This is a genomic window from Pseudoduganella aquatica, assembly GCF_009857595.1.
GTDB lineage: Bacteria > Pseudomonadota > Gammaproteobacteria > Burkholderiales > Burkholderiaceae_D > Rugamonas > Rugamonas aquatica_A.
In genome coordinates, this window is record NZ_WWCU01000004.1 from 258,801 (window position 1) to 282,558 (window position 23,758).

28 protein-coding genes are annotated in these 23,758 nt (G+C 64.5%); 19 read left to right on the forward strand and 9 right to left on the reverse strand.

The window, feature by feature from the left end:
• The first annotated feature begins 18 nt into the window (after positions 1-18).
• From GTP77_RS06170 to GTP77_RS06185, 4 genes are read left to right on the forward strand one after another with little or no spacing between them, the layout of a single operon-like run.
• Positions 19-801, forward strand: coding sequence for an SDR family oxidoreductase (locus GTP77_RS06170; RefSeq protein WP_161071296.1), 783 nt, complete (start codon positions 19-21; stop codon positions 799-801).
• 10 nt (positions 802-811) lie between these two features.
• Positions 812-1,807: an NADP-dependent oxidoreductase gene (locus tag GTP77_RS06175; protein WP_161071297.1), complete on the forward strand. Its 996-nt coding sequence runs from the start codon at positions 812-814 to the stop codon at positions 1,805-1,807.
• An 11-nt stretch (positions 1,808-1,818) separates the two neighbouring features.
• Entirely contained in the window at positions 1,819-2,733 is a 915-nt protein-coding gene (locus GTP77_RS06180; protein WP_161071298.1) for an SDR family oxidoreductase, read from the forward strand.
• A 48-nt stretch (positions 2,734-2,781) separates the two neighbouring features.
• Positions 2,782-3,213: a GNAT family N-acetyltransferase gene (locus tag GTP77_RS06185; protein WP_161071299.1), complete on the forward strand. Its 432-nt coding sequence runs from the start codon at positions 2,782-2,784 to the stop codon at positions 3,211-3,213.
• Here GTP77_RS06185 and GTP77_RS06190 read toward each other — a convergent pair.
• The gene (locus tag GTP77_RS06190) at positions 3,164-4,570 is read right to left on the reverse strand and encodes an MFS transporter (protein ID WP_161071300.1); all 1,407 of its coding nucleotides are present in this window, start codon (positions 4,568-4,570) and stop codon (positions 3,164-3,166) included. The two genes, GTP77_RS06185 and GTP77_RS06190, sit on opposite strands and share 50 nt — an antisense overlap.
• A gap of 129 nt (positions 4,571-4,699) precedes the next feature.
• Here GTP77_RS06190 and GTP77_RS06195 point away from each other — a divergent pair, with 129 nt between their 5' ends.
• Positions 4,700-5,647 carry a LysR family transcriptional regulator gene (locus GTP77_RS06195; protein WP_161071301.1) on the forward strand — a complete coding sequence of 316 codons (948 nt, stop codon included), beginning with the start codon at positions 4,700-4,702 and terminating at the stop codon, positions 5,645-5,647.
• Here GTP77_RS06195 and GTP77_RS06200 read toward each other — a convergent pair.
• The 5 genes from GTP77_RS06200 to ygfZ are packed head-to-tail and all read right to left on the reverse strand — an operon-like array spanning position 5,600 to position 8,221.
• A complete protein-coding gene (locus GTP77_RS06200) occupies positions 5,600-5,875 on the reverse strand; it encodes a type II toxin-antitoxin system RelE/ParE family toxin (protein WP_161071302.1) in 276 nt (91 codons plus the stop codon). The two genes, GTP77_RS06195 and GTP77_RS06200, sit on opposite strands and share 48 nt — an antisense overlap.
• Positions 5,876-5,877: 2 nt before the next feature.
• Positions 5,878-6,144 (reverse strand): CopG family ribbon-helix-helix protein, encoded by a 267-nt coding sequence (locus tag GTP77_RS06205; RefSeq protein WP_161071303.1) that lies wholly within the window; start codon positions 6,142-6,144, stop codon positions 5,878-5,880.
• A gap of 28 nt (positions 6,145-6,172) precedes the next feature.
• The gene (locus tag GTP77_RS06210; RefSeq protein WP_161071304.1) at positions 6,173-6,922 is read right to left on the reverse strand and encodes an NRDE family protein; all 750 of its coding nucleotides are present in this window, start codon (positions 6,920-6,922) and stop codon (positions 6,173-6,175) included.
• Positions 6,913-7,203, reverse strand: coding sequence for a DUF4936 family protein (locus tag GTP77_RS06215; protein WP_161071305.1), 291 nt, complete (start codon positions 7,201-7,203; stop codon positions 6,913-6,915). The genes GTP77_RS06210 and GTP77_RS06215 overlap by 10 nt, the downstream gene beginning before the upstream one ends.
• A gap of 1 nt (position 7,204) precedes the next feature.
• Complete coding sequence (gene ygfZ / locus GTP77_RS06220) at positions 7,205-8,221, reverse strand: CAF17-like 4Fe-4S cluster assembly/insertion protein YgfZ (RefSeq protein ID WP_161071306.1); 1,017 nt, start codon at positions 8,219-8,221, stop codon at positions 7,205-7,207.
• A 117-nt stretch (positions 8,222-8,338) separates the two neighbouring features.
• Here ygfZ and mltG point away from each other — a divergent pair, with 117 nt between their 5' ends.
• The 10 genes from mltG (at position 8,339) to GTP77_RS06270 (ending at position 16,004) form a co-directional block, all read left to right on the forward strand.
• Positions 8,339-9,325 (forward strand): endolytic transglycosylase MltG, encoded by a 987-nt coding sequence (mltG, locus tag GTP77_RS06225; RefSeq protein WP_187358623.1) that lies wholly within the window; start codon positions 8,339-8,341, stop codon positions 9,323-9,325.
• 15 nt (positions 9,326-9,340) lie between these two features.
• The gene (gene tmk / locus GTP77_RS06230) at positions 9,341-9,958 is read left to right on the forward strand and encodes a dTMP kinase (protein WP_161071307.1); all 618 of its coding nucleotides are present in this window, start codon (positions 9,341-9,343) and stop codon (positions 9,956-9,958) included.
• Positions 9,955-10,980: a DNA polymerase III subunit delta' gene (locus tag GTP77_RS06235; protein WP_161071308.1), complete on the forward strand. Its 1,026-nt coding sequence runs from the start codon at positions 9,955-9,957 to the stop codon at positions 10,978-10,980. The genes tmk and GTP77_RS06235 overlap by 4 nt, the downstream gene beginning before the upstream one ends.
• A gap of 11 nt (positions 10,981-10,991) precedes the next feature.
• Entirely contained in the window at positions 10,992-11,369 is a 378-nt protein-coding gene (locus tag GTP77_RS06240) for a PilZ domain-containing protein (RefSeq protein WP_161071309.1), read from the forward strand.
• Positions 11,370-11,389: 20 nt separating this feature from the next.
• Positions 11,390-11,905 (forward strand): GNAT family N-acetyltransferase, encoded by a 516-nt coding sequence (locus GTP77_RS06245; protein WP_161071310.1) that lies wholly within the window; start codon positions 11,390-11,392, stop codon positions 11,903-11,905.
• Between the two features lie 95 nt (positions 11,906-12,000).
• Positions 12,001-13,125, forward strand: a complete 1,125-nt coding sequence (locus GTP77_RS06250; RefSeq protein WP_161071311.1) for a tetratricopeptide repeat protein — start codon at positions 12,001-12,003, stop codon at positions 13,123-13,125.
• 38 nt (positions 13,126-13,163) lie between these two features.
• Entirely contained in the window at positions 13,164-13,943 is a 780-nt protein-coding gene (locus GTP77_RS06255; RefSeq protein WP_161071312.1) for a TatD family hydrolase, read from the forward strand.
• Positions 13,944-13,959: 16 nt separating this feature from the next.
• The gene (locus tag GTP77_RS06260) at positions 13,960-14,622 is read left to right on the forward strand and encodes an ankyrin repeat domain-containing protein (protein WP_161071313.1); all 663 of its coding nucleotides are present in this window, start codon (positions 13,960-13,962) and stop codon (positions 14,620-14,622) included.
• Positions 14,623-14,704: 82 nt separating this feature from the next.
• Entirely contained in the window at positions 14,705-15,628 is a 924-nt protein-coding gene (locus GTP77_RS06265) for a class I SAM-dependent methyltransferase (RefSeq protein ID WP_161071314.1), read from the forward strand.
• Positions 15,629-15,758: 130 nt separating this feature from the next.
• Positions 15,759-16,004 (forward strand): hypothetical protein, encoded by a 246-nt coding sequence (locus GTP77_RS06270; protein WP_161071315.1) that lies wholly within the window; start codon positions 15,759-15,761, stop codon positions 16,002-16,004.
• A 7-nt stretch (positions 16,005-16,011) separates the two neighbouring features.
• Here the strand turns inward: GTP77_RS06270 and GTP77_RS06275 are convergent, their stop codons facing one another.
• On the reverse strand, positions 16,012-16,995 hold the full coding sequence (locus GTP77_RS06275; protein ID WP_161071316.1) for an NAD(P)H-dependent flavin oxidoreductase: 984 nt from the start codon (positions 16,993-16,995) through the stop codon (positions 16,012-16,014).
• Positions 16,996-17,076: 81 nt separating this feature from the next.
• Here GTP77_RS06275 and GTP77_RS06280 point away from each other — a divergent pair, with 81 nt between their 5' ends.
• A complete protein-coding gene (locus tag GTP77_RS06280; RefSeq protein WP_161071317.1) occupies positions 17,077-17,709 on the forward strand; it encodes a TetR/AcrR family transcriptional regulator in 633 nt (210 codons plus the stop codon).
• 148 nt (positions 17,710-17,857) lie between these two features.
• Positions 17,858-18,058 carry a hypothetical protein gene (locus GTP77_RS06285; RefSeq protein ID WP_161071318.1) on the forward strand — a complete coding sequence of 67 codons (201 nt, stop codon included), beginning with the start codon at positions 17,858-17,860 and terminating at the stop codon, positions 18,056-18,058.
• Here GTP77_RS06285 and GTP77_RS06290 read toward each other — a convergent pair.
• Positions 18,055-19,161: a phospholipase A gene (locus GTP77_RS06290; RefSeq protein WP_161071319.1), complete on the reverse strand. Its 1,107-nt coding sequence runs from the start codon at positions 19,159-19,161 to the stop codon at positions 18,055-18,057. The two genes, GTP77_RS06285 and GTP77_RS06290, sit on opposite strands and share 4 nt — an antisense overlap.
• A 170-nt stretch (positions 19,162-19,331) precedes the next feature.
• Between GTP77_RS06290 and fusA the strand changes: the two genes are divergently transcribed.
• Entirely contained in the window at positions 19,332-21,446 is a 2,115-nt protein-coding gene (fusA, locus tag GTP77_RS06295) for an elongation factor G (protein ID WP_161071320.1), read from the forward strand.
• 14 nt (positions 21,447-21,460) lie between these two features.
• Here fusA and GTP77_RS06300 read toward each other — a convergent pair whose 3' ends face one another.
• Positions 21,461-21,910 (reverse strand): hypothetical protein, encoded by a 450-nt coding sequence (locus GTP77_RS06300; RefSeq protein ID WP_161071321.1) that lies wholly within the window; start codon positions 21,908-21,910, stop codon positions 21,461-21,463.
• A gap of 212 nt (positions 21,911-22,122) precedes the next feature.
• Between GTP77_RS06300 and GTP77_RS06305 the strand changes: the two genes are divergently transcribed.
• Positions 22,123-23,758: methyl-accepting chemotaxis protein (locus GTP77_RS06305; RefSeq protein WP_161071322.1), on the forward strand; the 1,636-nt coding region annotated here is incomplete at its 3' end.

Genomic DNA, 23,758 nt, shown 5'->3' on the forward strand with positions numbered 1-23,758 from the left:
CTGACCGGAGACCAAGATATGCGCACTACCCAAGAATTATTCAGCCTGCAAGGCAAAACCGCACTGGTGACGGGCGGCTCGCGCGGCCTGGGCCTGCAAATGGCGCTGGCGCTGGGCGAGCAGGGCGCCAAAGTGGTGCTGTCCTCGCGCAAGCAGTCGGACCTGGATGAAGCCGTGGCCATACTGGCCAAGCACGGCGTGACGGCCTACGCCATCGCGGCGGACCTGGCCAAGGAAGCGGCCGTTGGCCCGCTGGTGGACGCGGCGCTGGAAAAACTGGGCGGCCATATCGACATCCTGGTCAACAACGCCGGCGCCACCTGGGGCGCGCCGGCCGAGGACTACCCGCTGGAGGCGTGGGACAAGGTGATGAACCTGAACATCCGCAGCATCTTCCTGGTGTCGCAGGCTGTGGGCAAGCGTTCGATGATACCGCGCAAATACGGCCGCATCATCAACATCGCCTCCATCGCCGGCCTGGCTGGCAACCCGCCCGGCATGCAGACCATCGCCTACAACACCTCCAAGGCGGCGGTGATCAACTTCACCCGCACGCTGGCGGCGGAATGGGGCGTGCACGGCATTACCGTCAACGCGATTGCGCCGGGCTTCTTCCCGTCCAAGATGACCGCTGGCCTGCTGGCCGCGCTGGGCGAGGAGCAGATGGCCGCCGAAGCGCCGCTGCGTCGCCTGGGCGATGACGAAGACCTGAAAGGCCCCGTGGTGCTGCTGGCGTCCGACGCGGGCAAACACATCACCGGCCAGACCCTGCCGGTGGACGGCGGCGTGTCCGCACTGTAAGGAGAACGGCATGAACACTTATCAGCGCATGGTCCTGGCCTCCCGCCCCAGCGGCGAGGTCCAAGCCTCCGACTTCCGCCTGGAGACGGCCGATGTTCCCGCCATTGCGGACGGCCAGATCCTGATCCGCAACCATTATTTGTCGCTGGACCCGTATATGCGCGGTCGCATGAGCGACGCCAAGAGCTACGCCGAGCCGCAGCCGCTGGACGCGACCATGATAGGCGGCACCGTCGGCCAGGTGGTCGAATCCAAACACCCCAAGTTCGCTGCCGGCGATTTCGTGGCGGGCATGTTTGGCTGGTCGGAGATCGGCGTGTCCGACGGCGCGCTGCTGCGCAAGCTGGACACCACGCATATCCCGCTGTCGGCCTATCTCGGCCCGGTCGGCATGCCAGGCATGACGGCGTGGTTCGGCTTCAACCAGATCATGCAGGCCAAGGCCGGCGAGACCGTGGTGGTATCCGCAGCCAGCGGCGCGGTGGGCAGCGTGGTTGGGCAACTGGCCAAGCTGCGCGGCTGCCGCGCAGTGGGCATTGCGGGCGGCAAGGACAAATGCGACTACGTGGTCAATGAACTGGGCTTCGACGCCTGCATAGACTACAAGGCCGGCAATCTGGAGGGCGACCTGGCCGCCGCCACCCCGGACGGCGTGGACGCCATCTTTGAAAACGTGGGCGGCGCCGTGTTCGACGCGGCGCTGGCGCGCACCAACGCCTTCGCCCGCGTGGCGCTGTGCGGCATGATCGCAGGCTACAACGGCGAAGACGTCCCCATCCGAAACGCGCGCGTGCTGCTGACCAACCGGCTGACGGTGCGCGGCTTTATCGTCTCCGAGCATATGGAGCTGTGGCCGCAAGGCTTGACCGAGCTGGGCGGGCTGGTGGCCACCGGCAAGCTGAAATACCGTGAATCGATAGCGGACGGCCTGGCCGCCGCACCGGAAGCATTCATGGGCCTGCTCAAAGGCAAGAACTTCGGTAAACAATTGGTCAAGCTCATCTAAGGCGGACATTCATGAAAAATTTCCAAGACAAAGTAGCCGTCATCACCGGCGGCGCAGCCGGCCTGGGCCGTGAGTTCGCCATCAAGGCGCACAAGCTGGGCATGAAGCTGGTGCTGGCCGACGTGCAGCAGGACGCGCTGGACAAGACCGTGGCCGAGCTGAAGGAGCAGGGCGCGCAGGTGATCGGCCTGATCTGCGACGTCCGCAAGGGCGAGCAGGTGCAGGCGCTGGCCGACGCCACCATGAAGGAATTCGGCTCGGTGCACCTGGTGTTCAACAACGCCGGCGTGGGTTCGGGCGGGCTGATCTGGGAAAACACGGTGGCGGACTGGGAGTGGGTACTGGGCGTCAACGTCTGGGGCGTGATCCACGGCGTGCGCATCTTCACCAAGCTGATGCTGGAATGCGCGAAGAAGGAAGAGGGCTACGAGGGGCATATCGTGAACACGTCCTCGATGGCGGGCGTGGTCAATCCGACGGCGATGGGCGTCTACAATGTGTCCAAGCATGCGGTGGTGTCGCTGTCCGAGACGCTGTATCACGACCTGAACTTGGTGGATGCGCCCATCGGCGCGTCGGTGCTGTGCCCGTTCTTCGTCCCGACCGGCATCAACCAGTCGCACCGCAACCGTCCGGACGACGTGAAAATGGACGCCAAGCCCACGCGCAGCCAGCTGGCTTCGCAGGCGATGACGGACAAAGCCGTCACATCGGGCAAGGTCACCGCCGAGGATGTGGCCAACATCACCTTCCAGGCGATCGCGGACGGCCAGTTCTACATTTACACGCATCCGCAGGCGCTGGGCGGCTTGAAAACGCGCATGGAAGACATGACCACCGGCCGCAACCCGACCGACCCCAACGACGCCACCCCGCACATCCGCCAGATGCTGAAGGACATGGTGAAAGGCGGTAGCGCGGGCTGAGGCCTGCATGCGACAATTGTGCTTTCGCATTCATGGAGCACAGCAGGCATGAGCACTCGGCACGATATCCGCTTCGGCGACTGGACCGAACTGCAGCGGGACGCGAAGATCATCCGCATGGAGGTCTTCGTGGTGGAGCAGAACGTTCCCGCCGAACTGGAGATGGACAACAACGACGCGGCCTGCCTGCATGCCGTGGCTTATGACGCGGCCGGCTTGCCGATCGGCACCGGCCGCCTGCTGCCGGACGGCCATATCGGCCGCATGGCGGTGCGCAAGGCGGGGCGCGGCACCGGCATCGGCGGCGCGCTGCTGGAGGGGCTGATGGAGCAGGCCAAGCTGCGCGGCCACAAGCGTGTAGTGCTCGGCGCGCAGACGCACGCCGCCGCGTTCTACGAAAAGCACGGCTTCGCCATCGTCGGCGAGGAATTCATGGAAGCGGGCATTCCGCACGTGGAGATGGCGCATTCCTTTGAATGATGCCTGCGGCGGCCAGGGACAGTACGGCGGCGACGCCGAACGCGGCCTGCATGCCGCCCAGCGCATACAGGGCGCCCATGGCCGACGCGCCGGTAATCAATCCCAGGTTGCGTGACAGATTGAGCAAGCCGGACACCACGCCGCGCTGGCTTGCTTCGACGTCCGCCATGACGGCGGTGTTGTTCGCCGCCTGGAACAGGGCATAGCCTGCGGTGATCAGCGCCAGCGGAGCGATGTAGCCCGGCACGCCGTAACTGGCGGCCATCCAGGGCAGGGCGGCTGCGCCCGCAGCCATACCAGCCAATCCGGCCAGGCCTGCGCGGCGCGCGCCCATGCTATCCACCAGGCGCCCGGCCGGGACGCCGCTCAGCGCGGCCACCAGCGGGCCGGTCGACATCACCAGGCCAATTTGCGCCGCCTCCAGCCCCAGCATGCCCCCAAGATAGAACGGCCCCACCACCAGCGTAGCCATGACCACCGTGGTCACGAGGGCGCTCGCAGCAAAACCCGCTCCCAGTACGGGATGGCGCAGCATCTCCATGCGGATCAGCGGCGAGGCGGACTTCTTCTGCGCCAGCGCGAACAGTCCGCCGCAGGCCGCCGCGCCCAGCAGCAATAGCGCGTTCGTCCAGCCGAAGTGCCCGCGTCCCAGCGTCATGGCAAGCGAGAATGCGGCCAGCGTCAGCGCAAGCAGCAAGGTGCCCAGCTGGTCGAATTTGGGCCGGGGAGCGTCCGCAGCAGGGGCGTCGGCGGGCAGGAAGCGATAGGCGAGCAGGGCGGCGAGCGCGCCCAGCGGAACGCTGATCCAGAAAATCGCCGGCCACCCGGCAAGTGCGATCAACCCGCCACCCGCCGTTGGTCCGAGGGCCGTGCCGACGGCGGACATGGTGCCCAGCAGACCCATGGCGGTGCCGGTCCTTTCCTTGGGCACGGCGCTGGCTGCAAACGCCATCGCCAGGGACATCATGGCGGCGGCGCCCAAGCCTTGCAGCGCGCGCGCCGCGATCAGCTGCCACAGTTCCCCAGCCAGGCCGCACAAGGCCGAGGCCACCGTGAACAGCGCCACCCCGGCTATGAGCAGCCTGCGCCTGCCCAGCAGGTCGCCCAGCCGTCCCACGCTCACGATCAGGGTGGTGATAGCCAGTAGATAGGCCAGCACCACCCACTGAACCTGCTGGAAAGACGCATGGAAGCTGGCCGCCAGCGTCGGTAATGCGACGTTGGCAATACTGGTGCCCAGCGAGGACAGCAGCGTCGTCAGCGAAAGCGCGGCCAGCGCCTGCCGGGCTGCGGCCGTGAGGGGGATGGGGAGCGCGCCTGGAATCGCTTCCGGAAGCTGGATGGGCCGGGTTTTCATGCTGGTTCTCCTGCGGATTGGTCAGCATTGATCGTACCCGCGCGCCATAGATGGCGGAAGGCGCAGCGGTTGCAGCTTATTAGTGCACCGCACGCCATATACGCCGTGGTTCCGTGCTATCGTTGCCGCATGTCTACTCCGGATCTCAACCTGCTCATTACGCTGGACGTGCTGCTCGCCGAGGGCAGCGTAGCGCGCGCCGCCAGGCGTTTGCGGCTCAGTCCGTCGGCCATGAGCCGGGCGCTGGCGCGGCTGCGGGAGACTACCGGAGACCCGCTGCTGGTCCGCGCCGGACGCGGCCTCGTGCCCACGCCGCGCGCGCTGGAGCTGCGCGAGCGCGTCAGCCAGCTGGTTCAGGACGCTGAATCCGTCCTCCGGCCAGCGGAGCGGCTGGACCTTGCCGCGCTGGTGCGCACATTCACGATACGGGCGAGGGAAGGCTTCATCGACAATTTCGGCGCCGAGCTGATCTGCCGCGCCGCCGCCGAAGCGCCCGGCGTGCGCTTGTGTTTCGTGGACAAGCTGGACAAGGAAAGCACGGCCTTGCGCGACGGTACGGTGGATCTGGAAACCGGCGTGGTGGGCAAGGCGACCGGCCCCGAAGTGCGCACCCGCGCGCTGTTCCGGGACCGTTTCGTGGGCGTCGTGCGCGCCGGGCACCCGCTCAGTACAGGCACGGTAACGGCGGCACGCTACGCCGAAGGACGGCACGTTGCCGTGTCGCGGCAGGGACAGGAAAGAGGGCAGATAGACGAGGCGCTGAGCCGGGCCGGGCTGGAGCGGAAGGTGGCCACCATCGTCGGCAGTTTCTCGGCGGCGCTGGCGCTGGTGCGCGGCTCGGACCTGGTCGCCAGCGTCCCTGAGCGCCAGACCGGGAAGCTGCGCGACGGCCTGCACAGCTTCCCGCTGCCGCTGGAGGCGCCGCAAATCACGGTCTCCATGCTCTGGCATCCCCGCATGGATGCCGACCCGGCACACCGCTGGCTGCGCAGTCTAGTCCATGCGGTCGTTACAGCAGGGGGGAATCGATTACAGTTGCTCGCGGGTATGGCGAACGCGGATGATGGCAATAGCTGAATCCCGGATCTCGTAACGCAGTTCGTATTTGCCAACCAGAATGCGCCGCACTTCTCGATTCCCGAATCCAGTAAGCTGTTCGCCTATGCGTGGATTCGCGAATAGTTTTTCTGGCGCGGCGTAGAGTTGCGCCATCGCGCGAGCCGCCGCCGAGGGGTTGAGAGGGGCCAGAAACGCATACAGCCTGCCCAGGTCAGACTGCGCCTTGCTGGTCCATAGGATTTTCATGCTTAAGGCAAAGGTAGGGGATTTTCCGTATTCAGGCCCTCAACCCATGCTTTTATCACTGAATGGTCCACGACCCTGCCTGCATCAACATCCGCAAGACCTTCCAGGGTCATTTGATAAATCCGGTCCTCGCGTTCCGCCCACAGCACCAGGGCTTGCTCCACGATAGAGTCCACCGGTATTTGGGAACTGCTTGCCAAAGCAGAAATCCGCTCGGCGAGCGGCTGTGGGATGCGTACCGTCCAGCTCGTTGTGTCTCTCGTGTTCATCACTGCCTCCGTGCTGAATGCCGTCGCTTTACTGTATCAGCATTTCGTGCAGCACTGCGGGGCCATCGGCATAAAGCTTGACCACGGTCGAGGTGCGGGTGCCGTAGCCGGGGGACTCGATGCGGACGGCCGACAGCAGGCGCTCGACTTCCAGCGGCACGCCGGTTTCGGGCAGGCGCAGGTCGGGCGCGCGGGTGGTGTCGGCCAGCATTTCGAAGTAGGCGTCGTCCGGCGCGCCCAGGCACAGCAGGCTTGCGAACTGGGCTTTGGTCTTCAGCACCTTGGGCCAGGGCGAATCCAGCGTGGCGTTGGACAGGCCGTAGATGCCCGGCGCGAGCGGCTGGCCGTTGCGCGGGTCGTCGCCGCCCTTGTTGGAGTACCAGATCAGGGTGTCGCGGTCGCCGATGACGAGGTTGAAGCCGTTGTAGGCATCCGCGCCGGCGCGGATATGCTCCACGTACTCGGCCGGCGACATGCTGCCGGCCAGGAAGCCGGACACCAGCTGGCCGCGCGAGGGCGCGTCGGCCTTGTGCTCCAGCGGCGCGCGGATATTGGTGATGGCGGCGAAGCGCGGCGATGCGCCGGCGGCTTCGGCATCGGTTTGAGCGACGCCCATCCAGCTGCCGCCCGCCTTCAGGTCGCGGCCCGCGTAGATGCGCGGCTGGTCCGGCCACGGCCCGGCCGGGGCCGCTTCGCGGGCGTAATATTCATCGCGGTTGGCAGCAGCGATCAGCGGCACGGCCGGCACCACTTGCCAAGCGAAAACGATCAAACACATGAGTTGAAATCCGTAAAAACTTCGGTGTGGCGGGGGCCGGCCGTGAGCGGCAGCAGCCCGGATTGCTGGACGGCGGCCGCCAGCGCGGCCTCGAACCCGTCCGGCACCGCCGGATAAACTTCCATCCAGGTCTGCAAGCCGTCTTTGGCCTGCGGACGGCGCTTCAGCTGCGGCGGCGTGCCGCAGGCGCTGGCCAGTCCGGCCTGCATGGCCGTGACCGCGCCGTGCAGGCTGGCCGTGTCGGCCTCCCGCACCTGGTAGTAGATGTACAAATCGGCCATGCTAGACGTCGAGCTTGTCCAGCACGTAGGGCATGGGCAGGAACTCCAGCTGCACGCCGTCCGCAGAACCCAGGCGCACCGCGCCCTGTTCCAGCGCTTCCAGTTTCATTTCCACCAGCGCGTCCACGCCGCCCAGGCCGTTCGGCGCGGCGTTCACCACCATGCCGCAAGGCTGGGACGGATCGGACTCGGCAAAGACTTCCGTGCCGGCCTTGGCATCGCCATCGGCCACGCGCACCAGCGCCGTGCGGCGCTTGAGCTTGCCCAGATACTGGCTGCGCGCGACGATTTCCTGGCCCGGATAGCAGCCTTTCTTGAAATTGACGCCGCCCAGCAGCTCGAAATTGATCATCTGCGGCACAAACTGCTCCTGCGTGGCGGCGCCGATTTGCGGCACGGCGGCATGGATTTCGGCCAGGCGCCAGGCCTCGTTGCCGCCCACGTTCAGCTTGTCCGCCAGCACGGGCGCGGCGGTTTCCGCGATCTCGGCCGACGTGATCCACAGGTAGCGCGGCGCGCCGAAGGCGTCCGCCAGGCGCAGCAGCGTGCCCAGCGGGTGCTCGATCTTGCTGTAAGGCTGCTCCGGCAGCGGCTCGAACCAGGTCTGCAGCACGGCCTCGGCCATGCCGCCGCCCAGGGCCAGCACCACCTGCGTGGCGGGCGCCTCGGTGGCGTCGGCCAGCTTGGTCTTGGCGCGCATCACGAACATGGACAGGCGTTTCTGCAGAGCGGGCTGGATTTCGCGCGGCAATTGCAGGAAGATGGATTCCTCATTGCGCCAGAGCAGGAAGGTGGCTTGCAGGCGGCCTTTCGGGCTGCAATAGCCGGCCAGGCGCACGTCGTCCAGGCCCAGGTGCTCGACGTCGTTGGTCAACTGGCTGTGCAGGAAACTGGCCGAATCCGGGCCGGTCAATGCGATCAGGCCCTGGTCGGTGACGGCGGCAACAAAGCCCACGGCCAGTTCGGTCGGGGTCAGCGGCTTGCCCTGCGGCGTTAAAAGTTGATTCCAGTTACTCATAAATTCCAATAATTTGACGATTAAAGCATTATCATTACGGCCTAATTATAGTGATGTAGAAGAATTCGCGCCGGACGCCGCAAAAAAGCGGTTTCCCCGCCTTAAAGTGGCTTGCAAATGGCATTCATAAAAAAGACGATTATGTTGGGCATCCTGGCCGCGGCGGCGGCAGGGGGCGGCTTTGCCTGGTGGGCAGGGCAGCCGATTATCACCGAAGAACCCGCCATCGAATTCACCATCGTGCCGGGCAGCGGCGCGCACGCGGCCGGCCAGCAGATCGCCGAGGCCGGCATTCCCATCCAGCCGCTGCTGTTCAACCTGCTGGCGCGCTTTACGCAAAAGTCGTCCAAGCTCAAGGCCGGCGCCTACGAGCTCAAGCCCGGCACCACGCCGCTGCGCCTGATCGACCAGCTGGTGCGCGGCGAGTTCGCGCAGGAGCAGCTGACCATCATCGAAGGCTGGACCTTCCGCCAGATGCGCCAGGCCGTGGCCGCCCACAAGGGCTTGAAGCACGACACCATCGCCCTGTCCGACACCGAGCTGATGGCGCTGGTGTCCCCCGAGTTCAAGGCACCCGAGGGTCTGTTCTTCCCGGACACCTATCTGTTCGCCAAGGGTTCCAGCGAGCTGGCCATTTTCCGCCAGGCGCACGCCATGCTGATCGCCAAGCTGAGCGACGCCTGGGAAAAGCGCGATCCGAATCTGCCCTACAAGAACCCGTATGAAGCGCTGACCATGGCCTCCATCGTGGAAAAGGAAACCGGCCAGAAGTCCGAGCGCAACATGATCGCAGGGGTGTTCGTCAACCGCCTGCGCCTGGGCATGCTGCTGCAAACCGACCCCACCGTGATCTACGGCATGGGCGCCCGCTACGACGGCAAGATCCGCAAAAAGGATCTGGAGACCGACACCCCGTACAATACCTACACCCGTGCCGGCCTGCCGCCCACGCCGATCGCCTTGCCGGGCGTGCAGTCGCTGACGGCGGCGCTGGCCCCGGCCAAGACGGCGGCGCTGTATTTCGTCTCGCGCGGCAACGGCACCAGCAAGTTTTCCGACAATCTGACCGACCACAACCGGGCAGTGAACCAGTATCAACGTTAAAGAATCAACAGTTACATGAAACACTACAGCGGCAAGTTCATCAGTTTCGAAGGCATAGACGGCGCCGGCAAATCCACCCATATCGGCTTTGTGACCGACTTTATCCGCGCGCGCGGCGTGCAGCTGGTCAGCACGCGCGAGCCGGGCGGCACGCCGCTGGGCGAGAAAATCCGCGAGCTGTTCCTGCATGAGAAGATGCACCTGGAAACCGAAACCCTGCTGGTGTTCGCCAGCCGCCGCGAGCACCTGGCGCAAGTGATCGAACCGGCGCTGGCCCGTGGCGACTGGGTGCTGACGGACCGCTTCACCGACGCCAGCTTCGCCTACCAGGGCGCCGGACGCGGCCTGGACCGCGCCAAGCTGGAAACACTGGCGCACTGGGTGCATGCGGACCTGGAGCCGGACCTGACCTTTTTGTTCGACGTGCCGCTGGAAGTGGCGCGCGCCCGCCTGGACGCTACCCGCGAGCTGGATAAGTTCGAGCGCGAGCAGGAGGACTTCTTCCATGCCACCCGCAACGAATACCTGCGCCGCGCGGCCGAAGCGCCGCATCGCTTCCGCGTGATCGACTCCACCCGCAGCATCGCCGAGATCCAGCAGGAACTGGCAGGCATACTGGACGGGCTGGTATGACCACGGCCATCTACCCCTGGCAGGAAACGGCCTGGCAGCAGCTGCAGGGGCTGCGCGCCCGGATGCCGCACGCCATCCTGTTCCACGGCGCGGCGGGCACCGGCAAGGCGGACTTTATCGAGCATTTCGCCCAGTCGCTGCTGTGCGAAAACGCCGGGCCGGGCGGCCATGCCTGCGGCGCCTGCGTCTCCTGCGGCTGGTTTGCCCAGCACAACCATCCCGACTACCGCCGCGTGCGTCCAGAGTCCTTCGAGGACGAAGTGAGCGGCGAGGGCGAGGAGGGCGAGGAAAAGAAGGCCGCCAAGTCCAAGACCCCGTCCAAAGAGATCAAGATCGAGCAGATCCGTTCGCTGGCTGATTTCATGAACATCTCCACCCACCGCCAGGGCTTGCGCGTGGTGGTGCTGTATCCGGCCGAGGCGCTGAATATGCCGGCCTCGAACGCGCTGCTGAAAACGCTGGAGGAGCCACCGCCGGGCACGGTGTTCCTGCTCTCGTCAAACAGCCTGGACCGCTTGCTGCCCACTATTTTGTCGCGCTGCCGCAAGTTCGCGCTGCCCATGCCGGGCCACGAGGAGGCGCTGGCCTGGCTGAAGGCGCAAGGCGTGGCCGACGCCGACAGCTGGCTGCGCGAGCAGGGCGGTGCGCCGCTCGCCGCGCTGGCCCAGTCCGAGTCCGGCAGCCGCGAGGAAATGGACATGCTGCTGCAGATGCTGGCCCACCCCAGCGTGGAGGCGGCGCTGCGGGCGGCCGACAAAATGCAGAAAGTGCCGCTCGCTTCCCTGGTTTCCTGGTTGCAGCGCTGGCTTTACGATATGTTTTCCTACAAACTATCAGGCAACATCCGGTATTATCCCCGTTACCGCAAGGAGCTGGCCGGACTGGCGGACAAGGTGCACACCGCCAGGCTGATGGCGGCGATCAAGGGCGTCAACGAGCGCCGCGCGATTGCCGACCATCCTTTGTCGCCCAAGCTGTTCATTGAGGATATGCTGCTGGACTACACAGCCAGCTGCGCTTGAAAGGAAACGAATTGACCGGCAGCACCATCGATCCCAATGCCGTACCGATAGCGCGGCCCACCGTGCTGTCGCTGGCGATTAAGGAAAAGGCCGCGCTCTACGCGGCCTACATGCCGTTCCTCAAACACGGCGGCATCTTCGTGCCGACCCAGAAGCCCCACAAAATCGGCGACGAGATCTACCTGATCCTGGCGCTGATGGACGACACCGCCAAATATCCGATCGCAGGCAAGGTCGCCTGGATCACGCCGCCCAGCGCCGCGCACAACAAGGCGCAAGGCATAGGCCTGCATTTCCCCGACGACGAATCCGGCCACCGCGTCCGCGCCCGCATCGAGGAAATCCTCGGCGCCGCGCTGCGTTCGTCGCGCGCCACGCACACCCTTTAACCATCTCCGCGTTTTTATACATGTCCTACCGCCACCGCATCGCCACGCTCAACGACTTGCCCACCATCGTCGCAATCTACAACAGCACCATCGCCTCGCGCGAAGTGACCGCCGACACCGAGCCGGTATCGGTCGAGTCCCGCCTGGCCTGGTTCCATGAGCACACGCCGGAGCGCCGCCCGCTGTGGGTCATTGAAGGGGCGGACGACAATTCCGCTGCGCCCGCCATCCTGGGCTGGATTTCCTATTCCAACTTCTACGGCCGCCCCGCGTATTCGGGCACGGCGGAAGTGTCGATTTATATCGCCGAAGAGGCGCGCGGCAAGGGCATAGGCCGCTACGCGCTGCAGGAAGCCATCGATTTCGCGCCCAGCATCAATGTGCACACGCTGCTTGGCTTCATCTTCGGCCACAACCAGCCCAGCCTGGGCCTGTTCTCCCGCTTCGGCTTTGAAACCTGGGCCAATCTGCCCAAGGTTGCCAACCTGGACGGCATAGAGCGCGACCTTATCATCCTGGGCAAGCGCGTGGCCTAAACCTTCAACCTCCTTCGAAAGCTGCCATGCTGCGTAAAATCATCCTTGTTCTAGCCCTCGGAATTTGCGCAGCACAGCCGGCAAGGGCCGTGCTGATGGGCAGCGCCGAAAGCCAGAAGCTGGTGTCAGAAGGCCAGGCCCTGCAGGCCAACGGCCAGTTCAAGGAAGCGCTGGAAAAATACGAGGCGGCGCGCAAGCTTTCGCCGGACGCTTCCAGCCCGCTGTCCTCGGCGGCATACCTGCTGCAGGCGCTGGCGGGCGGCATGCCCGCCGAGTCCGCCGCCAAGGTGCGGCAGCAAGCCGAAGCGCTGGCGCGCGCGGCGCTGAAACTGGCCGCCAACGACCCCATGGCCGCCGAAGTGCTGCGCATGCAGTCGGACCCGACGGTGGTTCCCGCCTACAAGCCCAGCGAAGCGGCGGGCCAGGCTTATGCCGAGGGCGAAGTGCTGTTCCATAAAGGACAGTACGAAGCGGCGCGCGTCAAATACCGCGAAGCGCAGCTGGCCGATCCCAAGTTCTCCAACGCCTGGCTGATGGAGGGCGACACCTATTTCGTCGAAAAAAACTGGCCCGCCGCCGAAATGCTGTTCCAGAAAGCGGCAGCGGTCGACCCGCAAAACGCCCAGGCCTGGCGCTTCCAGGCCGACGCGCTGATGCGTCTGGGCAACCGCGCCGGCGCCGAGGCCGCCGCGCTGAACGCCGTGGCGGCCCAGCCCGGACAGCAGCCAAGCTGGGAGCGGTTGGCCATGATCGCCGAGCTGGACAAGCAGCCTTACGCGCGCCTGCGCCTGGAACGCAAGGCCTCGGTGTCCTTCGACGCCAAGTCCGGCAAGTCCACCGTGCAGATGGACGGCGAGTTCAAGGACGCCAAGGCCGAGGCCAACACCGACTACGCAATGTGGCTGACCTACGCCGTCGCCCAGGTGAACGCCCGCGCGGCCGCCGAAAAGGACGGCCGCAAGCTCTCGCCGTTCGCGCAGGAGCTGGCCGGCTGGACCACCGCCCTCAAGGTGGCCGACGAGCTGGTGCAGGCCGGCGGCCCCGCGCCGGTGACGCCCGCGCTGCAGGCGCTGCGCAAGCTGGCCGCGCCGGAACAGCTGGAGGCCGCCGTGCTGCTGCTGATGTACCGCGAAGCCTACCGCCCCGAGTTCGAGGCGTGGAAGCAAGCGCACCCCAACGGCATCAAGGCCTTCCTGGCGGCGAACCGGCTGATACCCTAGCCGTGGCGGCCTCGCCGCCGCTCGCGTACAATCACGGCATGTTTATCGATTCCCACTGCCACATCAATTTCCCCGAGCTGGCTGCTCGCATGCCCGAGATACTCGGCAAAATGGCCGAGAACAAGGTCACCCACGCGCTTTGCGTGTCGGTCGACCTGCCGGACTTCCCGCAAGTCCTGGCGCTGGCCGAACAATATCCGCACATCTACGCCTCGGTTGGCGTGCATCCCGACTATGAAGACACGCCGGAACCCAGCGTCGAACAGCTGGTGCAGCTGGCCGACAACCCGCGCATCATCGCCATCGGCGAGACCGGGCTGGACTACTACCGCCTGGAAGGCGACCTGGAGTGGCAGCGCGAACGCTTCCGCACCCACATCAAAGCTTCAAGAATCACGCGCAAGCCCTTGATTATCCACACAAGAGCCGCCAGCGCCGACACCATCCGCATCATGCAGGAAGAGGGCGCGGGCACCGACCAGGGCGGCGTGGCGGGCGTGATGCACTGCTTCACCGAATCGCTGGAAGTGGCGCGCGCGGCCATGGACATGGGCTTCTACATCTCCTTCTCCGGCATCGTCACTTTCAAGAGCGCCAAGGATTTGCAGGCGGTGGCCATGGAAGTGCCGCTGAAACAGATGCTGATCGAAACCGACTCGCCCTACCTGGCCCCCATGCCGCACCGGGGCAAGATGAACGAGCCCGGCTTTGTTGCCCACGTGGCTGAATACATCGCCAAGCTCAAGGGCGTGTCCGTGGAGCAGGTGGCGCAGCAGACCAGCGACAACTTCTTCAAATTATTCAACGTGGTACGTTAATCTTCTCAGGTAATACATGACCATCAAACGCCGGCTGCTGCTGTCCGCCATCGCCCTGATGCTGACCGTTCCGGCGCTTGCCGAAACCGAAGACCAGGTCGACTTCTTCCGCGCCGCCCAGGTGGACAACGTCATCGTCGTGCGCGACGTGCTCAAGCGCGGCCTGGACCCCAACCTGCACGAGCCGGAACGCGGCGAAACCGGCCTCATCGTCGCCATGCGGCACGACGCCAACCGCGTCTTCGCCATCCTGCTGCAGCATCCCAGGATCGACCTCGAAGCGCAGTCCGCCAACGGGAGCACGGCGCTGATGATGGCCGCCTTCAAGCACAACAAGGCAGCGGTGGCCGCCATGATCGCCAAGGGCGCGCAAGTGAACCGCAAAGGCTGGACGCCGCTGCACTTCGCGGCGGCGGCGGGCGACCTCGACATCATGAACATGCTGCTCGAGCACCACGCCTACATCGACGCCGGCTCGCCCAGCGGCCTCACGCCGCTGATGCTGGCCGCGCGCGAAGGCATGGAAGACGCCGTCAAGTTGCTGCTGGAGCAGGGCGCCGACGCCACGCTGAAGGACGGCGCTTATCGCGTGGACGCCGCCGAGTTCGCCATCCGCGCCGAAAAGCCCTGGATCGCCAAGGCCATCAAAGCCCATCTCGCCGCGAAAACGGCAAAGTAGACGGTTTTTCCGGCGCAACTCGCCGCTTAGCTTTGCGCCTGCCGCAAAGATAATGGCTACGTTGCGCTAACAAGGAAAAACCATGCTGAATGAACGTGAAATAGAGAGCTGCTATCTCGGACAGTTTATCCCTGTCCACTACCATCACAATATGCTGATGGACCAGAACCGCATGCACAGCTTCAAATCCGCCATAGCCTACGCGGTGAAGCCGGGCATGAAAGTGCTGGAACTGGGAGGCGGCACCGGTGTGCTTTCCTTCTTTGCGGCGGCCAAGGCCAGCAAAGTGTATTGCGTCGAATTCAACCCGGACATGGTCAAGGAAGCGCGCAAATTCCTCGCCATCAACCCGAACGGCGAGAAGGTCGAAGTCATCCACGCGGACGCCTTCGAATACTTGCCGCCCGAGCCGGTGGACGTCGTGATCTGCGAAATGATCCACGTCGGCATGCTGCGTGAAAAGCAGGTGGAAGTGATCGAATCGTTCAAGCGCCGCTACCTCGAGCGCTTCGGCGGCCCGCTGCCGGTGTTCATGCCCGAAGCGGTCATCATGGCGGTCCAGCCGCTGCAGCAGGAATACGACTTTGAAGGCTTCTTCGCCCCCATCGTGCAATTCCAGGAAACCCAGGTCATCTACCCCGGCACCGTGGAAATGGCGCAGCCCGCCGTGTACAGCGTGCTCGACTTCACCCAGCCCAACGACATGATGATAGGCTGGCAAGGCAAGTTCGTGGTAGAGCGCAGCGGCTGCGTGAACGCCATGCGCTTCGTCACCAAGAACATCCTCTCCGTGGTCCAGGAGCGCAACAGCACGATAGACTGGCTGAACCACTACATGACGCTACCGCTGGCCAAGCCGGTACAGGCCAAAGAAGGCGACGTGCTGGAAGTGAGCTTCCAATACCGCGCCGGCGGCTCGCTGCCCTCGCTGCAAGCATCGCTGCGCTGCGAAGTCCTGTACGAATCCGCCCTCCAGCCCCACCACTACGCGCCTGCCTACGCCTGAAACTCGTTGATCAACCCCGGGGTCAGTTCTGTCATTGCGTCAAAATGACGTGATGACAGAACTGACCCCGACGTGACCCCGACGTCGGGATGGCTGTATACTCGGGGGTTTTAATTAAAGCGTATTTGCTATGGAACAAGAAGATCGCCGCTACATCATCCAGCAGAAGAAGATCGCCGACGGCGACAAGCCGCCTGTGTTTGCGAAGGTGATGCGCAGCAAGGAAGGCGTGTTCGAAGGGGTGTCCTTCATTAAGTCGAAGGAGAAGGCCACCATCCTGACCGTGCCGGAAGCCGAGCAGGCTATCGCCTGGGCTCAGAAGAAGAAGCCGAACGCAAAAGAGTACGAAACCAAGATCATTTGCGTCGGCCAGTAGGCTACTATTAAGCGGCGCGCAGGTCCAGCAGGCGGGCGCGGGCGCTGTCGTATTCCGCTGTCAGGCGGCGGACCAGCTCGGCCACCGTCGGCGCGTCTTCCATCAGGCCCACGCCCTGGCCAGCGCCCCAGATGTCGCGCCAGGCTTTGGCCTTGGCGGTGCTGCCGGAGCCGAAGTCCATGGCCGTTTTGTCGGCCTCGGGCAGCGCGTCCGGGTCCAGTCCGGCCGCCACGATGGATTTCTTCAGGTAGTTGCCGTGCACGCCGGTGAACAGGTTGGTGTAGACAATGTCCGCCGCCGTCGATTCGATAATGGCCTGGCGGTAGCCGTCGTCCACATTCGCTTCCTCCGTGGCCAGCCAGCGCGAGCCGATGTAGGCGAAGTCCGCGCCCATGGCTTGCGCCGCCAGAATGGCGTCGCCCGTGGCGATCGAGCCGGACAGGGCGATCGGACCCTTGAAGAATTTCCGCACTTCCCCCACCAGCGCAAACGGCGACAGCGTGCCCGCATGGCCGCCGGCGCCGCTCGCCACCAGGATCAGGCCGTCCACGCCCGCTTCCAGCGCCTTCTTCGCATGGCGGATCGACACCACGTCGTGCAGCACGATGCCGCCGTAGCTGTGGATGGCGTCCAGCATCTCTTTCGGCGGCGCGCGCAGCGAGGAAATAATGATGGGCACCTGGTGCTTTACGCACATCTCCACGTCATGCGCCAGGCGGGTGTTGGACTGGTGCACGATCTGGTTGACGGCGATGGGGCCGACTATCGCGTCCGGGTTGGCTTCCTGGTAGGCGGCCAGTTCGGCTTTCAAGTCCGTCAGCCAGGTGTCCAGCAGCTCGGCCGGGCGCGCGTTCAGCGCCGGGAAGGAGCCGACGATGCCGGCTTTGCACTGCGCGGCCACCAGCTTGGGGCCGCTGGCGATGAACAGCGGCGAGCCGATCACGGGCAGGGCCAGTTTGCGCAGTACCTCTGGGATGTGATTCGATGTCATGATATGCTCCTCCGGTTAGGTCTGATACGATGTTATCAGAAAAAACGCTGTTTTTTCCACTGAATTTTAGAGCATGACTTCATGACAAAAGCCAAAGTTGTCGATTTTCGCCAGGAACAGGAAGATTTGCGGGGGGCGCTGCGCCAGGGCATGCTGGACGCCGCCAGCCGTTTGCTGGTGGAGGAGGGGCCGGCCGCGCTCACCGTGCGCAAGGTGGCCGAGGCCGTCAATTGTTCGACCACGCTGCTGTATTCCATCTTCGGCGGCAAGGACGGACTCAGCAATGCGCTCTACCTGGAGGGCTGCGAACGCCTGAAGCGCGACTTTGAGGCCACCGAGGCGGAACTGGCCAAAGTGGATGCCGAACAGGGCGTGTGGCTGTGCGCACGCGCCTACCTGGACTTCTCGCGCCGCAATCCCAGCTACTACCTGGTGATGTTCGGCGACGCCATTGCCGGCTTTATCCCGCCGCTGGAGTCGCGCGTGTCGGCCTGGGGCACGTTCACGCCGCTGATACGCCAGTTCGAGCGCTGCATGGAGCAGGGCTTGCTGCCGAAATCCAGTCCGACGGCGGCCGCGCGCCTGCTGTGGGCCGCGCTGCACGGCATCGCCAGCCTGGAATTGAAGGGTTTTTACCTGAAAAAGGAGCACCCGGACGAGCTGTTCAAGGCGGCCGTACGCGCCATCCTGTTGTCACTCAAGTTGCCGGACTAATTGCACTGTAGCGCGCCGGCGCTGCGCCGTTCACCCCCGGATTTTCACAATTGGTCGGTCCATGCTGCAGCTTGTCGCATGGACATAATTGGCGCGCCCAGTTAGGTTACATTAACGTTGTCGAAAACGTACCTCCCTGGAGCGCATCATGCTGAGTTTTATGCTGTGGCTGGTTCTGCTGTTTCTGTGTTGGCCGCTGGCCTTGCTGGCTTTGCTGCTCTATCCGCTGGTCTGGCTGCTGCTGTTGCCGTTCCGCCTGATCGGCATCGGCGTGGATGCGGTGTTCGGCCTGCTGCGCGCCATCGTCATGCTGCCTGCGCGCGTGCTGCGCGGCTCTCCCGGCCGCTAGAACTCCACCAGCACGCCTGCGCCCACGGATTTCTGGGCATAGTTGTAGTCGATCAGGCTCTGGCCATAGCCGGTGCTGCCTTGCAGATAGCCTTTCAGATTGTCGCGCAGCGGGAAGTGCCAGCCCAGCTGCAGGAAACCGTGATTGGTGCTCAGGTTGCGCCGCGCCAGCAGCGCGTACTCGTGGCCGGCGTTGCGGTAGGCCAGGCGCAGGTCGCCCCGCCCCATGAAGTCGCTGATGTCGATGTTGTCGTTGTCCGACTTGGCGTTGTCCAGCCGCTGCCACACGCGCAGGGTGGCGCTGAAATGCGGCCCCCATTCCCCGCCCACCTCGGCGTACAGCCGGTTCCAGCTGCGCGACAGCGTGGACGTCTGGCCGTTGGACTGGTGCACCATGCCGAAATTCACATAGCGCAGCCGCGCCTCGCCGATGCCGGCGTTCAGCGGCGCCACCGCCATCAGCTCGGGCTGGTAGTTGGTTTCGCGGAAGGGGCTGGATGCCGAGCGGTTGTAGGCCTGCCAGAAGCTCTGCTGCGTGTAGGCGAACCACAGGTCGAAGGGGCTGGCGGCGATACTTTCCATCATCTTCATCTTGAAGCTGAGCTGGTAGCTCAGTTCCACGTGCTTGCTTTTCAGGCCGGCCGGCGTAAATTCCTTGAACGGCCCGTCATTGGTGCCGTTGCTGTAGTTGGCCAGCAGCAGATAGGTGTCGCGGTGCGGGCTGAAGGAGAACACGCCGCGCTTGGACGGCTGGTCCAGCTCCCACTTCTGGACCATGCGCGACAATGGCTGCTCCGGCACGGCGGCGGCCACCGCCGCCATGGCCGTGGCCGCCGCCTCGGCTTTCGCCGCCGCCACGGCGGGCGCGATCACCGCCGCCGGTTCGGTAGCGGCCGCTGCGCCGGCGGCGGGCGGCGTGGACGCCAGCGGGCCTTTCTTGGCCAGCGCGTCATAACAGCTCAGGCGCAAGCTGGGATCGCCCAGCACCGAGCAGCGCTGCAGCAGTACTTCGATTTCGGACGCGTCCTGGGCCAGGGCGGCCGCAGGGGCCAGCGCGGCGAAGGCGATCAGGGATTGCATGGCCAGCGGGGTTTTGATCTTCATGGGATGATGGGCTTAATATATTTGTGGGCAGTCTATATTGATTGTTGGCAAATGCCGCGCACTTTTGCCAGCATGCACTTGAATTTGGCCAAGCACGCCATACTTCAGTGATCCATTACTGATAGAATCAACGACGACCCGCAGCCGGGCCTCGTTTCAAGGAGATTGTGATGACCCGCAAGACACCTATCGAGCGTTACCGCAATATCGGCATCAGCGCTCACATCGACGCCGGTAAAACCACGACCACCGAGCGCATCCTGTTCTACACCGGCGTCAATCACAAAATCGGCGAGGTGCACAACGGCGCTGCCACCATGGACTGGATGGAGCAGGAGCAGGAGCGCGGCATTACCATTACCTCGGCCGCCACCACTGCCTTCTGGAAGGGCATGGCGGGCAATTTCCCCGAGCACCGCATCAACATTATCGACACCCCCGGCCACGTGGACTTCACCATCGAGGTGGAGCGGTCCATGCGCGTGCTGGACGGCGCCGTCATGGTGTACGACTCGGTGGGCGGTGTGCAGCCGCAGTCCGAGACCGTCTGGCGCCAGGCCAACAAGTACAAGGTGCCGCGCATTGCCTTCATCAACAAGATGGACCGCGTGGGCGCGGACTTCTTCCGCGTGCAGCAGCAGATCAAGGACCGCTTGAAAGGCACCGCCGTGCCCATCCAGATTCCGCTCGGCGCCGAGGACAATTTCCACGGCGTGGTGGACCTGGTGAAGATGCGCGCCATTAACTGGGACGACGCCAGCCTGGGCGTGAAGTTCACCTACGAGGACATTCCCGCCGACTTGAAAGAGCTGGCGCAGAAGTGGCACGACCATATGGTGGAGGCGGCCGCCGAAGGCTCGCCCGAGCTGCTGGAAAAATACCTGGACGGCGGCGTGCTGACCGAGGCCGAGATCAAGCAGGGCCTGCGCGACCGCACCATCCGCAACGAGATCGTGCCCATGCTGGCAGGCAGCGCCTTCAAGAACCGCGGCGTGCAAGCCATGCTGGACGCGGTGATCGAGTATTTGCCTTCGCCGCTGGACGTGCCGGCCATTTCCGGCCACGACGAGCAGGACAACCCGATCGAGCGCCATCCGGCGGACGACGAGCCGTTCTCCGCGCTCGCCTTCAAGATCATGACCGATCCCTTCGTGGGCCAGCTGACCTTCTTCCGCGTGTATTCCGGCGTGGTGAATTCGGGCGACACGGTGTACAACCCGACCAAGAGCCAGAAGGAGCGCCTGGGCCGCATCCTGCAGATGCACGCCAATGAGCGCAAGGAGATCAAGGAAGTGTACGCCGGCGATATCGCTGCTGCGGTGGGCCTGAAGGCCGTCACCACCGGCGACACACTGAGCAATCCGGACCACGTGATCGTGCTGGAGAAAATGATCTTCCCCGAGCCGGTGATTTCGCAGGCGGTGGAACCGAAGACCAAGGCCGACCAGGAGAAGATGGGCATCGCCCTGAACCGCCTGGCGCAGGAAGATCCGTCGTTCAAGGTGCATACCGACCAGGAATCGGGCCAGACCATCATGTCCGGCATGGGCGAGCTGCACCTGGAGATCCTGGTGGACCGCATGCGGCGCGAGTTCGGCGTGGAGGCGACCGTGGGCAAGCCGCAAGTGGCTTACCGCGAAACCATCACCAAGAAGGCGACCGACGTGGAAGGCAAGTTCGTCAAGCAGTCCGGCGGGCGCGGGCAGTACGGCCATGCGGTGCTGACGGTGGAGCCGTCCGGCGCCGGCAAGGGCTTTGAGTTCGTGGACGCCATCAAGGGCGGCGTGATACCGCGCGAATTCATTCCGGCAGTGGAGAAGGGCATCCAGGAGACGCTGCAGAACGGCGTGCTGGCGGGCTATCCGGTGGTGGACGTGAAGGTCACGCTCACTTTCGGCTCCTACCACGACGTGGACTCGAACGAGAACGCCTTCCGCATGGCCGGCTCGATGGCTTTCAAGGAGGGCATGCGGCGCGCGTCGCCGGTGCTGCTGGAGCCGATGATGCACGTGGAAGTGGAAACGCCGGAGGAGTTCATGGGCAACGCCATGGGCGACCTCACGTCGCGGCGCGGCATGGTGCAGGGCATGGACGAGATCCCCGGCGGCGGCGGGAAGATCATCCGCGCGTCTGTGCCGCTGGCCGAGATGTTCGGCTACTCCACCACGCTACGCTCGCTCACGCAGGGCCGGGCCACGTACACCATGGAGTTCAAGCATTACGCCGAAGTGCCCAAGCATATCCTTGACCAGATCGCGGTCTCGGCTAAGGGCAAAGCCAACTAAGGCGCAAGGCAGTCCTAGTCGGTCAGCTTGAATTTGAGCTGCACCGACAGGGCGCCGTACAGCCTGTCCTTGTAGCGCGGGATCACGGCGATATTGGCGCCCACGCGCTGGTATTCAAAACTCATCACCGGAATGGCGGCCAGGAACCAGCCGCCGTCGCGCATTTTCGGGTAACCGTTAAAGCCGCCCACCACTGCACCGAAACGCACCGGGCCGATGGCGAAGGGCTGGTAGTACACGCCGGCATAATTGGAATATTTGCGGTCGCTATTGTAGAAGCGGCCGGCGGTCGCGGCAGCGACTGTGGAGAAGCGGTATTCCGCGCCGATGCCGGGATTGCGGTCGTTCAGATTGCGCTCGCGGTCGAAATGGTAGGAATAGAACCCGGGGTTGATCCACAGCTCGCTCAGCGGCTTGTCCTCGACCAATTCAAAGGGGTTCGCATCGCCCGCAGTGGCTGGCATGGAAAAAGCCGCTATCGATGCAAAGGCGAGGCAAGCCGCAACATGATGTGTCATCCCAACAGTCCTTGATAAAAGCCGTAGCGGCGGTCCGGGCATTATAGCCAAGAGTGGACACGGTTCGTTACAATTGAGTCTGAAATTACTTTCCTTGTAACAAGATAGTCATTTTTGATAACTATCGCCCGTATCAATCCACTCTGAGAAGAAACACCATGACCATTACCAAACGCCTCATGCTGACCCTGTCCGTGGCGCTGCTAGCGCTGCTCTTTGTCGGCATCAGCGGCGTAGTGCAGCTGCAGCGCGCCCAGGCCCGCCTGGACACCGTGCAGACTTCGCTCATCCCGAGCATCGCCGGCCTGAACATGGCAAAGAACGCGGTGTCCGACAGCCGCCTGGCAGGCTACCGCCTGTCGGTCTTCTCCGCGCCGGCGCCAGCCGAGTGCCCAGACCCATGCAAGATGCCGGACCGCGCCTCCCTGGTCAAAGCCTACAACGACGCCCACGGCAAGTTCGACGAGATCCTGGCCAAGTACGAAAAAGAAAACGCCACCGACGACACCGACCGCAAAATGGTGGAAGCGGACCGCGAAGCTATGGCTACCTACCGCAAGGCGCTGGTGCCCTTCCTGGAAGCTTCCTACGCAGGCAATATGGACGGCGTGCGCGCCACGCTGGTGGGCGGTTCGCCGCTGGCGGTTGGCGCGGCCGGCGTGAAGAAGGCGCTGGACGACCATATCGCCTACAACAACACCCTGATCGACAAGGTGCGCGAGGAATCGATCGCCGCCTACAAATTCGCCTTCAACCTGCTGGTGGGCGTGATCGTCGCGGCCCTGGTGGTCACCGCCTTGCTGGGCTTCCAGCTGTATAGCACCATCAGCGGCAGCCTGAGCAACATCCAGGGCACGCTGGAAAGCGTGAGCCAGTCGCTGGACCTGACGCAGCAAGTGCGCGTCGAGCGCATGGACGAAGTGGGCCACACCGCCGTTGCCTTCAACAAGCTGCTGAGCGATATCGGCGGCGTGGTCGGCAAGGTGCGCAACGCCACCGAAACCGTCAGCTCGGCCTCGCAGCAGATCGCGGCCGGCACCGGCGACCTGTCCTCGCGCACCGCCTCGCAGGCGGCGGCGCTGGAGCAGACCGCGTCCAGCATGGAAGAACTGAGCTCCACCGTGGGCCAGAACGCGGACAACGCGCGCCAGGCCAACCAGCTGGCGCGTTCCGCGTCCGACGTGGCGGTGCAGGGCGGCAGCGTGGTGGAGCAGGTGACCATGACCATGTCCTCGATTAACGACTCGTCGCGCAAGATCGTCGACATCATCAGCGTCATCGACGGCATCGCCTTCCAGACCAACATCCTGGCGCTGAACGCGGCAGTGGAAGCGGCGCGCGCCGGTGAACAGGGCCGCGGCTTCGCCGTGGTGGCCACCGAAGTGCGCAACCTGGCACAGCGCTCGGCCGCTGCGGCCAAGGAAATCAAGGTGCTGATCGAAGACTCCGTGGACAAGGTAGGCTCCGGCACCAAGCTGGTGGAGCAGGCCGGCGCCACCATGAGCGAAGTGGTGACCAGCGTGCGCCAGGTGACCGACATCGTCGCCGCCATCAGCGCCGCAACCGACGAGCAGAACGCCGGCATCGCCCAGGTGCACCAGGCCATCACGCAGATGGACCAGGTCACGCAGGAAAACGCGTCGCTGGTGGAAGAAACCGCCGCCGCCGCCCAGCTGCTGCGCGACCAGGCGGAGGAGCTGTCGCAAGCAGTGGCCGCCTTCACCATCGGCGGCGGCCAGGCGGCCAAGCCCGCCGCCCGCCGCAGCGCCAGCGTTGCGCCTATCGCCCGCGCCG

What these genes read in the sequence shown, in the direction of transcription:
- GTP77_RS06300 (WP_161071321.1), bottom strand. Translation starts at nt 21,910, where the DNA reads ATGCCAGCCACTGCGGGCGATGCGAACCCCTTTGAATTGGTCGAGGAC.
- GTP77_RS06180 (WP_161071298.1), top strand. Translation starts at nt 1,819, where the DNA reads ATGAAAAATTTCCAAGACAAAGTAGCCGTCATCACCGGCGGCGCAGCC.
- GTP77_RS06250 (WP_161071311.1), top strand. Translation starts at nt 12,001, where the DNA reads ATGGGCAGCGCCGAAAGCCAGAAGCTGGTGTCAGAAGGCCAGGCCCTG.
- GTP77_RS06175 (WP_161071297.1), top strand. Translation starts at nt 812, where the DNA reads ATGAACACTTATCAGCGCATGGTCCTGGCCTCCCGCCCCAGCGGCGAG.
- tmk (WP_161071307.1), top strand. Translation starts at nt 9,341, where the DNA reads ATGAAACACTACAGCGGCAAGTTCATCAGTTTCGAAGGCATAGACGGC.
- GTP77_RS06290 (WP_161071319.1), bottom strand. Translation starts at nt 19,161, where the DNA reads ATGAAGATCAAAACCCCGCTGGCCATGCAATCCCTGATCGCCTTCGCC.
- GTP77_RS06215 (WP_161071305.1), bottom strand. Translation starts at nt 7,203, where the DNA reads ATGGCCGATTTGTACATCTACTACCAGGTGCGGGAGGCCGACACGGCC.
- GTP77_RS06270 (WP_161071315.1), top strand. Translation starts at nt 15,759, where the DNA reads ATGGAACAAGAAGATCGCCGCTACATCATCCAGCAGAAGAAGATCGCC.
- GTP77_RS06255 (WP_161071312.1), top strand. Translation starts at nt 13,164, where the DNA reads ATGTTTATCGATTCCCACTGCCACATCAATTTCCCCGAGCTGGCTGCT.
- GTP77_RS06245 (WP_161071310.1), top strand. Translation starts at nt 11,390, where the DNA reads ATGTCCTACCGCCACCGCATCGCCACGCTCAACGACTTGCCCACCATC.
- GTP77_RS06200 (WP_161071302.1), bottom strand. Translation starts at nt 5,875, where the DNA reads ATGAAAATCCTATGGACCAGCAAGGCGCAGTCTGACCTGGGCAGGCTG.
- GTP77_RS06185 (WP_161071299.1), top strand. Translation starts at nt 2,782, where the DNA reads ATGAGCACTCGGCACGATATCCGCTTCGGCGACTGGACCGAACTGCAG.
- GTP77_RS06275 (WP_161071316.1), bottom strand. Translation starts at nt 16,995, where the DNA reads ATGACATCGAATCACATCCCAGAGGTACTGCGCAAACTGGCCCTGCCC.
- GTP77_RS06195 (WP_161071301.1), top strand. Translation starts at nt 4,700, where the DNA reads ATGTCTACTCCGGATCTCAACCTGCTCATTACGCTGGACGTGCTGCTC.
- GTP77_RS06190 (WP_161071300.1), bottom strand. Translation starts at nt 4,570, where the DNA reads ATGAAAACCCGGCCCATCCAGCTTCCGGAAGCGATTCCAGGCGCGCTC.
- GTP77_RS06210 (WP_161071304.1), bottom strand. Translation starts at nt 6,922, where the DNA reads ATGTGTTTGATCGTTTTCGCTTGGCAAGTGGTGCCGGCCGTGCCGCTG.
- GTP77_RS06285 (WP_161071318.1), top strand. Translation starts at nt 17,858, where the DNA reads ATGCTGAGTTTTATGCTGTGGCTGGTTCTGCTGTTTCTGTGTTGGCCG.
- ygfZ (WP_161071306.1), bottom strand. Translation starts at nt 8,221, where the DNA reads ATGAGTAACTGGAATCAACTTTTAACGCCGCAGGGCAAGCCGCTGACC.
- GTP77_RS06235 (WP_161071308.1), top strand. Translation starts at nt 9,955, where the DNA reads ATGACCACGGCCATCTACCCCTGGCAGGAAACGGCCTGGCAGCAGCTG.
- GTP77_RS06265 (WP_161071314.1), top strand. Translation starts at nt 14,705, where the DNA reads ATGCTGAATGAACGTGAAATAGAGAGCTGCTATCTCGGACAGTTTATC.
- GTP77_RS06170 (WP_161071296.1), top strand. Translation starts at nt 19, where the DNA reads ATGCGCACTACCCAAGAATTATTCAGCCTGCAAGGCAAAACCGCACTG.
- mltG (WP_187358623.1), top strand. Translation starts at nt 8,339, where the DNA reads ATGGCATTCATAAAAAAGACGATTATGTTGGGCATCCTGGCCGCGGCG.
- GTP77_RS06280 (WP_161071317.1), top strand. Translation starts at nt 17,077, where the DNA reads ATGACAAAAGCCAAAGTTGTCGATTTTCGCCAGGAACAGGAAGATTTG.
- GTP77_RS06205 (WP_161071303.1), bottom strand. Translation starts at nt 6,144, where the DNA reads ATGAACACGAGAGACACAACGAGCTGGACGGTACGCATCCCACAGCCG.
- fusA (WP_161071320.1), top strand. Translation starts at nt 19,332, where the DNA reads ATGACCCGCAAGACACCTATCGAGCGTTACCGCAATATCGGCATCAGC.
- GTP77_RS06260 (WP_161071313.1), top strand. Translation starts at nt 13,960, where the DNA reads ATGACCATCAAACGCCGGCTGCTGCTGTCCGCCATCGCCCTGATGCTG.